Origin of the sequence: Tamaricihabitans halophyticus (assembly GCF_004340875.1) — a bacterium.
Classification (GTDB): Bacteria; Actinomycetota; Actinomycetes; order Mycobacteriales; family Pseudonocardiaceae; genus Tamaricihabitans; species Tamaricihabitans halophyticus.
Map to the genome: position 1 here is coordinate 93327 of NZ_SLXQ01000014.1, position 11371 is coordinate 104697.

Genomic DNA, 11371 nt, shown 5'->3' on the forward strand with positions numbered 1-11371 from the left:
GACGCGCGGGACGGTGGCAGGAGCAGCGAACGGCGAGGAGCGCCCGAGCCGACGCGCCAAGCGCCGGATGCGCAGCCGTAAGCACAATCCCGAAGGCTCGATGAGCCTGCGGGACCACATCTACGAACTGCGCAACCGGCTCGGCTTCGCACTGTTGTTCGTGGCGGCTGGTGGAATTTTCGGTTTCATCTGGTTTACCACCAGGCTCGGCCCCATCCCCACGCTGAGCGATTTGATGCTCGGCCCCTACTGTCAGCTGCCCAACACGGTTCGTTTCGAGCCCACTCCCGGGCAGTGCCAGCTCTTCCAGACTCAGCCGCTGGAAGCCTTCCTGATCCGGTTCAAGGTCGGTATCGCCGTCGGCGCGGTGGTCACCAGCCCTGGCTGGCTCTACCAACTGTGGGCGTTCATCACCCCCGGTCTGTACAAGAACGAACGCAAGTACGCGCTGACCTTCGTCGGCCTTGCCAGCATCCTGTTCACGATCGGCGCGTTGCTCGCCTACTTCGTCGTCCCCGCTGGTCTGAGCGTGCTGGTGAACTTCGGCGGCGACACCTTCATCACCGCGCTGGCCGCGGACCGCTATCTCAGCTTCATCCTGATCATGCTGGTGATATTCGGGGTGAGTTTCCTGCTGCCGCTGGCTGTCGTGATGCTCAACCGGGTTGGTGTACTCCCCTACGCCAACCTGAAGAAGTGGCGGCGCGGGATCATTTTCGGGCTGTGTATCTTCGCGGCGATCGCTACCCCCGCCGATGTGGTCTCGATGATGGTGCTGTGGGTCGCCATGATCGTGCTGTTCGAGGTCGCCGTGCAGATCTCCCGGGTGCACGACAAGCGTAAGCACAAGCGTGAAGTCGCCGCCGGGCTCGCCGGACTGAGCGACGACGAGGCCTCCGACATCGACCTTACCCCGACACCGGTCGAGACCAGCGATGTTGACGCCGGCGGCGATGGCGGACGCCGGGGACGCCCCGACTACACCGACACCACCTGAGATAGCCCGGAAACCGCGGCCTGGAGGTAGCCCGCCCGGTGATCGAGTCGAGGGCACCGGCAAGATGAGGCCGTGTACGACTCCGACGAGACTGGGCCGATCGAGCCAATCCGGGACGACGCGAACCGGAACGAGCCTGGCCAGCCCGAATCTGGTCGGGCGAGCCCACCACCCGCGCCGGGTGGACCACGGCACGGCCAACCCCGGCGGCGAGGTGCGCCCCCTGGTGCCGGACAGCCGAGGCAACGCGTGCCCAGCGGCCAACCAGGGCGACCGGGCCGCGCGGGCCAGGTTCGGCAACCGCCCGGTCAGCCAGCCAAGCGGCACCCCGAAGGGCGTAGGCGAGCGCAAGGTGCCTCCCAGTCCGGCGGCACCCGTCGGGCGAGCAAGGCCACCCCGGAGCTAGCGAGCGGACACGGGCATGGGCACGGTCCGCAGCCGCGAAGTTCCCGCAATGTGCGCAGGCTGCTGGCGAACCTGCTGATCCCGTTCGCGTTCGCCGCGATCGCGGGGACGGTGGTGCTGTTCCCCTGGGGCACATCCAGCCCGGAAAGCGCGATCAACCAGGGCACACCGGTCAATGGCACGGTGACCGAGGCGGCTGCCGGTTCGTGCCTACCTCCAGGTCAGGTGCGGGTCGGCGAGGCCAGCCAGGATGATCGGCAATGCCTGGACCTGCGGGTCGAACTGACCGACGGGCCGGCCGCGGGGAAAACCATCAGCCAGTCGTTGCCGATCGAGCCGTCCACGGTCCGGTTCGCGGTGGGCGATGAGGTGGTGCTCTCCTACGCTGGCGCGGATCCGGAGGAAGGTCAGTCCTACCGGATCATGGACTTTCAGCGCGGCATACCTCTTACCGTGCTTGCCGTGCTCTTCGCCGGCGCGGTCGTGCTGCTCGGCCGGTGGCAAGGCATGTACGCCCTGATCAGCTTGGCGCTGAGCTTTCTCGTGCTCGCGTTCTTCGCCCTGCCGGCGATCCTCGTTGGCGAGGATCCACTGCTGGTGGCGATCGTCGCCAGCGGCCTGATCATGTTCGTCACGCTGTACCTCACCCATGGGTTCTCCGCCCGTACCTCGACGGCGGTGCTCGGCACGATGATCAGCCTGTGCCTGATCGGCGTGCTCGCGGCCATCTTCGCCGCGTTCAGCAAGCTCACCGGGCTCGATGAGGAGACGGCGAGCCTGATTGGCGCGCTCGGGCAGGGCATCGATGCGCGCGGGCTGCTCCTTGCCGGAGTGGTGATCGGCGCGCTCGGCGTGCTGGACGATGTGACGGTCAGCCAGGCCAGTTCGGTATGGGAACTGCGCAGGGCGAACCCGAAGCTCAGCTGGCGACAACTGTATGCGGCCGGGTTGCGCATCGGCCGCGATCATGCGGCCTCCGCGGTGAACACGCTGTTCATGGCGTACGCGGGCGCGGCGCTGCCGATCCTGCTGTACTCCTATCTGTCTGGGGTGGGACTGGGCAGCATCCTGGGTTCACAGAACATCGCCCAGGAGATCGTGCGCACCTTGGCCGGAAGCATCGGATTGATCGCCGCGATCCCGCTGACCACCGCGCTCGCGGCGATCGTTGCCAGTAAGGAACCGGTGCCCGAGCAGCCCGCAGACGAGGCCCAATCGGATGACACCTCATCGGGGGAGGACAGCGCGGAATCCCAGGAGGAAGGCGGCACTGCGCAGTCGCATCGTCCGGCCAAGTGACCCCGAACTAGGATTGGCTTGCCGGATCGCCGCGAATTTGATCACGGTTCGGCGCCAAGGAGCCAATCCTAGGAGCGGCCATGCCGATCAACCCGCTGACGCTGCCGTGGGCACTGGGCGCGGCAGGACTGGCGGCTGTTCGCGCCGCCGGCGAGCTGGTGTTGGCGTTGCCTCGGATCGCCAGGGCGCTCGAGCAGCTGGCTCCGGCTGGACCGGCGTTGAGCCAGCTCGCTGATCTGCGAGGCACGGTTCAGCGCCTGGAACAGCTGGGCAACTTTCTGGCCGAGGAGCTACCCGAGGCGGTGTTTCAACTGGAAGGACTACGCGCGCGGCTCAGCGCCGTGGAACGCCAGCTGGGCTCGGCCACCACCGAGTTCACCGCGATCGACGCGGCGCTGCGGGATCTGCAAGCGACGCTCGAACGGGTGCGACCACTCGACAGAACACCCAACGCAACCAGAAAACACTCGCCGTAACCGCGCTAACCTTAAAGAACGCGATCACAGGCCATCACCCGGTCCGCCACACCCGATGACCGCAAGATCCCTAAACATCGCGATTCAGCAGAGCTCGGCAACCGCCCCTCACTGATGTTTTCCCTTCAGCCGTCCAGGTTGGCGACGAAGCGGCTGACGGCGTCCATGGTGAAGCGCTGCGCGAGTTTGCCCTCGGGGGCGATCGACGCCAGCTGGTACAGCGGCCGGCCGGCGGCCGCGTCCCCACGTGCTTCCGCGCGAAGCTGCGCCACCAACAACTCCGAGAAGATCATCCCGTTCGCGTCGACGTTGTTGGCCAACGTGTCGGCGAGCCGGCGCAGGGTCAGGATGCCCAACTCCTTGCCACCCGTACCGGAGTACATGGCGAGCGTGACGGTGATGGACTTGCCGCTGGGTGGTCCGGAGACCAGCAGTCCAATACTGCGCACCCCGCGCACCGAGGTGATCACGACCTCGATTCGGCTGGCCGTGGCCAGATCCACCTTCCGTATACCGCCGGTACGCGCGCCAACGACCGTGCCCTCCAGCCACACGGTGCGCCGCGCCTGTACCCACACGATGTAGAGCAGCGGCAACGCGAAGACCGTCGCGGTGATCAACGCGGGCGCTTGCCCGAAGATCAGGCCAACGACGCCACCCACCGCGGCGGCGACGATGAGCACACCGGCGGCGCCGGAGCGGCCCCGCTTCTTCTGCGCCGCGGTATCGCCGAAGTCCAGCGACAGCCGCTCGGCCGGTGGATCTGCTTGGGCATCGGCTGACGACTGTGGCTGCTCGGGCTTGGCAGGGATGGGTTCCTGCCGATCGGATGACTGACCGGCGGACGGTCCAGCCGATGACTCGGCGTCGCTTGCGGTCTCGTCCGGTTCGGGGTTGTGCTCGCTCATCACGTGCTTTTCTACAACCCGGTCCGTCGACCGCCGCGCGCGGTCTCCCCCACATCGGCCAGAAACGGGTTGCTCCGCCGTTCCTGGCCGATTGTCGTGGTCGGGCCGTGCCCCGGCAGCACCACGGTGTCGTCCGGCAACGGCAGGATCTTGTCCCGCAGCGACTCCATCATGACCGCGCTGTCACCGCCGGGGAGGTCGGTTCGCCCGATCGAACCGGCGAACAGCGTGTCCCCGGCGAGCATCAACCGCCCGCCCTCCTCGGTCCCGGACCGGAACACCACCGAGCCCCCGGTGTGGCCAGGAGTGTGGTCCACGCTCAGCCGGAGCCCGGCCAGGTCGAGTTCCGCGCCGTCGGCGAGTTCCTGCACGGCCTTTGGTTCGCGCAGCTCGAGCCGACCACCGAAGAACGCAGCCGACTGGTTGCTGAGCCCCTTCATCGGATCGGCGAGCAGTTCCCGGTCCTCGGTGTGAATCCAGGCTGGTATGTCGTGCCCATCGCAGACCGGCGCCACCGCGAACGTGTGATCGAAATGTCCATGCGTGAGCAGCACCGCCACCGGGGTGAGCCGATGCTTGCGCAGGGCTTCCCGCACACCGTCCTCGGCGTCCTGACCTGGGTCGACGATGACACAGGACTCGCCTTCCCCCGGCGCGAGTAGATAACAGTTCGCCTGGAATGCTCCGGTCGGAAAGCCGGCGACGAGCACGCGGGACCTCCAGCACAGATTGGCTAACGTCCCCTCACCCTAATGCCACACGGGCCTTACCGGGCCAGCGCATACACTGCCGGCACCAATCAAGTAGCCAATAGCCAGGAGGAGCGCGGTGCCCAGCAACGAGCAGCGCAGGCAGGCGGCCAAACGCAAGTTGGAGCGTCGGCTGGCGCACCAGGCGGCCCGGGCCAAACGCAACCGCAGAGTCGCCCTGATCGCGTCGGTGGCCTCGGTGATCGTTGTGGTCGGCGCCGTCTACCTGATCGCCACGTCCGGGGACGAGGAGCAGCAGCCGGCCGCGCAGGGCAACCAGTCGGACGCCTGCGAGTTCCCCGCCGCCCAGGAAGGCACCCAGCAGGTCGCCAAAGAGGTGAACCCGCCGGAAAACACGCAGCCGGAACGCGAGGGCACCGTGTCCGCGACGATGGAGACCAACCAGGGCACCATCCCGATCACGCTGGATCGGTCCAAGGCGCCGTGCACCGTGGAGAGCATGGCTGGACTGGTCGAGCAGCAGTATTTCAATGACACCAGCTGCCACCGGGTGACCACATCGGACGGTCTGAAAGTGTTGCAGTGCGGTGACCCGAGCGGAAGTGGCGCCGGCGGTCCCGGCTACACGGTTCCGGACGAACCGCCGGAGGACCTCGAGCCGGCACCGGAGTCCAGTGAGCAGCAAGAGGTGTCCGTGTATCCGCGCGGCACGCTCGCGATGGCCAACTCGGGCAGCCCGAACAGCGGCGGCAGCCAGTTCTTCATGGTGTACGGGGATTCCAAGCTACCGCCGGACTACACGGTCTTCGGCAGCATTGACGAAGAAGGCCTGCGGACCCTCGACAAGATCGCGAAGAACGGCGTCGAGCCGGCGGACGGCCAGCCGGCTGAAGACGGTGCGCCAGCCAAGCCGGTGGACATCAGCACGGTCGAACTGGCCGCCTAGCGATAGGTGAAGTTCGGTTTCCGGCGTTCCAGGAAGGCCGATACGCCTTCCGCGTAGTCGGCGCCGTGGATCGCCTCGGCGCGAATCCGCTCGATCTCCTCATCGGTGTCCTGCTGGCCGCTCAGCACCTTCTCGATCACCCGGTTGATCCCGCGCACCGAGAACTGCGAGCGGGAACCGAGGACCCGAACGAACTCCAGGGCCGCCTCGGGCAGATCGGCGACGGGATAGGTTTCGCCGACGAGGCCGATCTCGCGGGCGCGGGTCGCGTCGATCAGCTGCCCGGCGAGCAGGAAGTACCTGGCGTGCGCGGGGCCGATCAGCGAGACCAGCTGCCGGGTGGACACGTAGTCGTAGACGATGCCCAGTTTCGCCGGGGTGATCCCGAACCTGGCGTTGTCCGCGGCCAGCCGGAAGTCGCAGGCCACGGCGAGCTGGCAGCCGCCGCCGATACAGTTGCCCGCGATCATCGCGATGCTCGGCTTACGCAGCGCGGTGATCGCCCGGACGGCGCCGTCTACCGCTTTGTCGTAGGCGGTCGCGCCGTCCGGAGTCGCACGCAGGGTGCGAAACTCGCCGATATCGGCACCCGCGGAGAAGTCCGCGCCCTGGCCGCTAAGGAGCAGCGCGGTCATCGACGTGTCCGCCTCGACCTCGGCCACGATGGACGGGATTGCCGACCACATCTCGTAGCTGATCGCGTTCTTCTTGTCCGGGCGAGTGAAGGTAAGCCGCGCCAACTCGCCGTCCCGGGTAAATTCCAGCCCCGCTGCCGTAAGCCCCGTCATTCGCGGGAGCATAGCCGGATACCCGAATTGTCCCGCCACCACGAGGCGAACATCACCGTAGCCGCCCCAACGTCGCTAACCTTAAAGAACGTGGTGACGGAGCGTGCTGGCTAGGCGCCGAATGGCCCGCCGGCGGCGAAGGCGTACGCGGCGAACCGCTCCCCGATCCGACGGTGGGTGGCCGCGTCGGGATGCAACTCGTCCGGTAGCGGCAGCTCCTGGGAGTCGGCCTCGCCGTAGAGCCGTAGCCCATCGAGATAGTGCAGGTTCGGGTCTTCGACGCCGCGCCGCGCCACGATCGCGGCCAGCTCCTCGCGGATCACCGACAGCGTTAGTTTGCCCGCGCGGGTCTCGTCGGGATCACCGGTGGCGTGAAACCGCACGATCCCCTCACCCAACGCTTCGACGTCGAACGCGCCGGGCCCAGGGGTGTCCTCGTGAATGCCACAGTAGATCGGCCCGACGACGAGCAGTGGCGTGTCCGGGTGACCTTCCCGGATGGTGTCCAGGAAGCCATGCACCGCTGGGGTAAAGCCACGTAGCCGCATCAGGTCCGCGTTGACGATGTTGATACCGAGTTTGACGCTGATCAGATCGGCTGGGGTGTCACGCAGCGTTCGGGCGGTGAACGGGTCAAGCAGCGCGCTACCGCTGAATCCGAGGTTGATCAGCTCTACCCCACTGAGCGTGGCGGCCAGTGCGTCCCAGGTTCCGGTGGGGTGTTCGGCATTCGAGCCGTGGCTGATCGAGCTGCCGTGATGCAGCCATACCCTGCCGCCGCTGGTGAACGGTTCGATGGGCGCGTCGGTGCGCAGCGCGACGAGTTCGGTGATCTCGTTGTGCGGCAACCAGATCTCGACGGTTTTCGGTCCGGCTGGCAGCCCGGCGAACCGGATCGTGCCCGGTTCGCCGGGTTCGAAGGTGACCTGACCGGTGGCCATATCGATGGTTTCGGTACTGCCGCTGGGAATGCTCGCCTGCGCGGCGAGCTTGCCATCGACGAGCAGGTCGTACACGCCTTCCGGGCGAGGTGGCGCTCCGATGTACACGCGTTTGGTGGGTAGCGCGTCGAGTTCCACGGTGGTGGCTGCGCTGCGGAAGGCTAGCCGGACGCCGGCCGGTTGGCGCTCCGCGCCGGAGAGTTGCGCGTCGAGGAACTGCGCGCGGGCCCAGGCGGGCAGCCGGTGTGGCAGTAGGCCCTGTGCGGTGCGTTCCAGCTCTACGGCGCCGTTGACCAGGTCGGCGGTGATGGGCGTGCTGTGCAGATCGCGCTCGGTCACGCGGGCCAGCATACGATCTTCGGTGCCGCTCGGTCCCGGCATTATCTCCCGGAACGCGCGCGCAATGACTATGCTCCGGCAACATGCTGGCCGCTGAATTGGTACGCCGTGGTGCCTCTCGCTTCGCCAACCGCACCGCGGTTGTGGTCGCGTCGAAAGAATTCACCTTCGCGGAGGTGGACGAGTACGCGAATCGCCTCGCGAACGCCCTGCTTGCCATGGGGGCGGGCAGGGGAAGCCGCGTCGGCCTCCTGATGGACAACGGCGAGTGGTCGGTCCCGCTGGACTTCGCCTGCCTCAAGGCGGGGATCGACAGGGTGCCGCTGAATTCCAGGCTCTCCGTCGCGGAGCACGCGCGGATGATCGCGGACGCCAATGTCGAGGTGCTTGTCCATTCGAGCGAGCTCACCGGGCGTGCGGTCGAGCTCGCCGAGCAGCGGGCGGGACTTCGGCTGGCTGGCCTCGGCGCGCGGGAACGCGCCGGCGACCGTGACCTTGTCGCGGACGCGTTCGCCGGGCCCGCAACGGATCCGCGGGTCCCGGTCGAACCGACCGACGTGGTACTGACGCTCTACACGTCCGGCACAACGGGCACGCTCAAGGCGGCCCAACACACCCAGGCGAGTTTCGCCGCCATCACCGCGAACATTCTCGCCAACCTGATGTCCCCCGGCCGCGACGACGCGATGTTGCACGCCGCCTCGCTGATCCACGCGAGCGGCACATTCGTGTTGCCGTTCTGGATTCGCGGCGCCCGCTCGGTGGTACTGCCCGGCTTCGTCCCCGATCAGTACCTGGATGCCTTGCACCGGCATCGGATCACGACCGCGAACATGGTGCCGACGATGCTGGGCATCCTGCTCGACACCCCTGACCTCGACAGGACCGACCTTTCGGCCCTGCACACCCTCACCTACGGGGCCAGCCCGATCCCGCGCGCGATGCTCGAGCGCGGGTTGGACCGGCTCGGCCCGAAGTTCGTCCAGTACTACGGCCAGACCGAGGCCCCGTTGTGTCAGACGGTGCTGACGACGGACGACCATATCGCTGCTGGCGAACTGCTCAGCTCCTGTGGACATCCCGCGGTGGACGCCGAGATCGTGCTGACCGACGATGCCGGACACGAGGTTCCGGACGGCGAGATCGGCGAGATCAGGGTGCGCGCTCCGTTCCGCATGGCGGGTTACCACAATGCGCCGGAGCTCAACGCCGAGACGATCAGTGAGGGCGGCTGGCTACGCACCCGGGATATGGCCCGTAAGGACGAGCGAGGCTATCTGTACCTGGTGGACCGGCGCAGCGACATGATCGTCACCGGCGGGTACAACGTGTACCCCAGGGAGGTGGAGGACGCGCTGGCCGCGCACCCCGCCGTCGCGGAAGTGGCGGTCGTTGGCGCGCCGGACCCGACGTGGGTCGAGGCGGTCACCGCCTTCGTGACCCTGCGACCAGGAGCGGGCGTTTCGGGCGAGGAACTGCGTGATGCCGTCCGCGCCACCCTGGCGGGATACAAGGTTCCGAAGCAGGTGGTGGTCGTCGAGTCCATCCCGAAGTCCGCGGTTGGCAAGATCCTGCGCCGTGAACTGCGCGATCCGTTGTGGCGCAACGTTTCCGAGTCGTCCGACTGACCACCATCGCACGGAAGGAGCACCAGATGTCGGAAAGCAGTGTCATCGTCGGACACGACGGTCCGGTCACCACCATCGGTCTGAATCGCCCCGAGCGGCGCAACGCCGTGGACCGCGCCACCGCACAGGCGCTGGCCGAGGCGTTCCGCCGCTTCGACGCCGATGACGATTCCAGTGTGGCCGTACTGCACGGTGTGGGCACGAACTTCTGCGCCGGCGCCGACCTGCACGCCGTCAGCGAGGGTGCGGGCAACCGGGTGGAGCCTGAGGGAGACGGCCCGATGGGGCCGACTCGTATGCAGCTCGACAAGCCGGTGATCGCCGCCGTACACGGCCATGCGGTCGCGGGTGGGTTGGAGCTGGCGCTCTGGGCTGATGTGCGGGTCGCGGATGAGACCGCCGTGTTCGGTGTGTTTTGCCGGCGCTGGGGTGTTCCGCTGATCGATGGTGGCACCGTCCGGCTGCCGAGGCTGATCGGCGAGAGTCACGCGATGGACATGATCCTCACGGGTCGTGCGGTCGATGCGGCCGAGGCCGGTCGGATCGGGCTGGCGAACCGGGTCGTCCCCGCTGGCGAGGCGCTGGGTGCGGCGATCCAGCTCGGGCACGAGCTGGCGGCGTTTCCGCAGACCTGTATGCGGCGGGATCGGCGTTCGGTACGGGAGCAGTACCACCTTGGTGAGCTCGACGCGCTGCGCAACGAGTTCGCGCACGGGCAGGTTTCACTGACGTCGGACGCGATTGCCGGCGCACAACGGTTCTCCGCGGGAGCCGGCCGGAGCGGCACCTTCAGCGACTGACCGCAAGATCCCTACAGAACGCGGTCACGGGCCGTCACCCAGGCCAACCACGCGGTTTTCTAGGCCGGCCAAGAAACCCCGCCACCCGGACGCCGACACCAGCAGCGCACCGGCGGCCGACGACTTCGAATCCCGCACCGCGACCAGATCTCCCGCAAAGGCCATCTCGACGCACGAACCATTGCTGCCACCACCGCTGTAGCTGCTCTTCCGCCAGCCAAGGCTGGCCCACGAAACGGTGGCCATCACCAGCTGCCCTTCTACGAGAACTCGGCCGCCACCCGCTCAATCAGCGTCCTTGAATCGTCTTCATCCAGCGCCACATTCGCAAGGTGATCAAACAGCAGCCTAGCAGCTAGCACCTCATCCGACTTGTACGCGTGAAACGATGCGAAACCCTCTTCCACGTAGGCAATATCGGGCTCGTCTTGATCTGGAAAGCTCGCGATCAGAAGGTTTCCGTACAGCCCATCGTGTGGTCCGACAGCCATCGGGATCACCTGTACTGTCACATTCGACAACTCCGCCCGAGACACGATCTGGCGAAGCTGCTCAGGAGCACACATCTGTCGGCGGAGTACGGTCTCGTCGATTATCGCGTGCAACCTCAGCAGCGGCTCTTCGAACAGCCGCTGCTGGCGACGCAGCCGAACCTTGACCTGATTCTCCAGCATTCGACCCGAGAGTGGTTTTCGACCAGATTCAAATACCGCCCGCATATGGCGTTCCGTCTGCAGCAACCCAGGTATGTGGCCGAGCTGAAACTCCCGGATCATTGAGGCTTCTGCTTCTACGCTGACGAAACCACGATCCTCCACGCCGTAGGCGTGCCACCAGCCTTTCTCATCGGCGCGGTCGCGTAGATCGACATACGGCTGCCAGTCGCTGACCGGAAGCCCGTACACGTCGAGCATCGCCCGTAGCTCATGAAAGCTGGGCAGCTGCCCCTGCTCGATCCGGCTCATCTTCTTGTCCGAGAAGCGCAGCCGCTCCCCCGCCTGCTCCTGCGTCAACCCCGCCTGTGTCCGCAATCGACGCAGCGACCTGCCCAGCTGGCGCATCGGGAACGTCGTCTGTCTCGCCTGCCCCACCGGATTACCACCCCTCGAGCCTGTTCGCTCACCGAGCGTAAAT

General features: G+C 66.8%; 12 protein-coding genes. 6 read left to right on the forward strand and 6 right to left on the reverse strand.

Translation table 11 applies throughout. From position 1 onward, the window contains the following. Positions 1–13 precede the first annotated feature (13 nt). From tatC to EV191_RS24335, 3 genes are all read left to right on the forward strand, one after another. On the forward strand, positions 14–997 hold the full coding sequence (gene tatC / locus EV191_RS24325; protein ID WP_132879731.1) for a twin-arginine translocase subunit TatC: 984 nt from the start codon (positions 14–16) through the stop codon (positions 995–997). Positions 998–1069: 72 nt separating this feature from the next. Beyond that, positions 1070–2701 carry a YibE/F family protein gene (locus EV191_RS24330; protein ID WP_243659194.1) on the forward strand — a complete coding sequence of 544 codons (1632 nt, stop codon included), beginning with the start codon at positions 1070–1072 and terminating at the stop codon, positions 2699–2701. An 80-nt stretch (positions 2702–2781) separates the two neighbouring features. Further along, positions 2782–3177: a hypothetical protein gene (locus tag EV191_RS24335; protein WP_132879733.1), complete on the forward strand. Its 396-nt coding sequence runs from the start codon at positions 2782–2784 to the stop codon at positions 3175–3177. A 125-nt stretch (positions 3178–3302) separates the two neighbouring features. Here EV191_RS24335 and EV191_RS24340 read toward each other — a convergent pair whose 3' ends face one another. Both EV191_RS24340 and EV191_RS24345 read right to left on the reverse strand, forming a co-directional pair. Then, entirely contained in the window at positions 3303–4085 is a 783-nt protein-coding gene (locus EV191_RS24340) for a hypothetical protein (protein WP_243659195.1), read from the reverse strand. An 11-nt stretch (positions 4086–4096) separates the two neighbouring features. Next, positions 4097–4795, reverse strand: coding sequence for an MBL fold metallo-hydrolase (locus tag EV191_RS24345; protein ID WP_132879734.1), 699 nt, complete (start codon positions 4793–4795; stop codon positions 4097–4099). Positions 4796–4913: 118 nt separating this feature from the next. On the opposite strand from EV191_RS24345, the gene EV191_RS24350 reads away from it, so the two are divergent. Further along, on the forward strand, positions 4914–5741 hold the full coding sequence (locus EV191_RS24350; protein WP_132879736.1) for a peptidylprolyl isomerase: 828 nt from the start codon (positions 4914–4916) through the stop codon (positions 5739–5741). Here EV191_RS24350 and EV191_RS24355 read toward each other — a convergent pair. Both EV191_RS24355 and EV191_RS24360 read right to left on the reverse strand, forming a co-directional pair. Further along, entirely contained in the window at positions 5738–6529 is a 792-nt protein-coding gene (locus EV191_RS24355) for an enoyl-CoA hydratase/isomerase family protein (protein WP_132879737.1), read from the reverse strand. The two genes, EV191_RS24350 and EV191_RS24355, sit on opposite strands and share 4 nt — an antisense overlap. 110 nt (positions 6530–6639) lie before the next feature. Continuing rightward, complete coding sequence (locus tag EV191_RS24360; RefSeq protein WP_207894662.1) at positions 6640–7794, reverse strand: GDSL-type esterase/lipase family protein; 1155 nt, start codon at positions 7792–7794, stop codon at positions 6640–6642. 98 nt (positions 7795–7892) lie between these two features. Here EV191_RS24360 and EV191_RS24365 point away from each other — a divergent pair, with 98 nt between their 5' ends. After that, positions 7893–9437, forward strand: coding sequence for a class I adenylate-forming enzyme family protein (locus EV191_RS24365; protein ID WP_132879740.1), 1545 nt, complete (start codon positions 7893–7895; stop codon positions 9435–9437). Positions 9438–9463: 26 nt separating this feature from the next. Beyond that, the gene (locus EV191_RS24370; RefSeq protein ID WP_132879742.1) at positions 9464–10237 is read left to right on the forward strand and encodes a crotonase/enoyl-CoA hydratase family protein; all 774 of its coding nucleotides are present in this window, start codon (positions 9464–9466) and stop codon (positions 10235–10237) included. A 24-nt stretch (positions 10238–10261) separates the two neighbouring features. On the opposite strand, the gene EV191_RS24375 is transcribed toward EV191_RS24370, so the two are convergent. Both EV191_RS24375 and EV191_RS24380 read right to left on the reverse strand, forming a co-directional pair. Continuing rightward, complete coding sequence (locus EV191_RS24375; protein WP_132879744.1) at positions 10262–10483, reverse strand: DUF397 domain-containing protein; 222 nt, start codon at positions 10481–10483, stop codon at positions 10262–10264. Positions 10484–10497: 14 nt separating this feature from the next. Next, positions 10498–11298, reverse strand: a complete 801-nt coding sequence (locus EV191_RS24380; RefSeq protein WP_132879745.1) for a helix-turn-helix domain-containing protein — start codon at positions 11296–11298, stop codon at positions 10498–10500. Positions 11299–11371 lie beyond the last annotated feature (73 nt).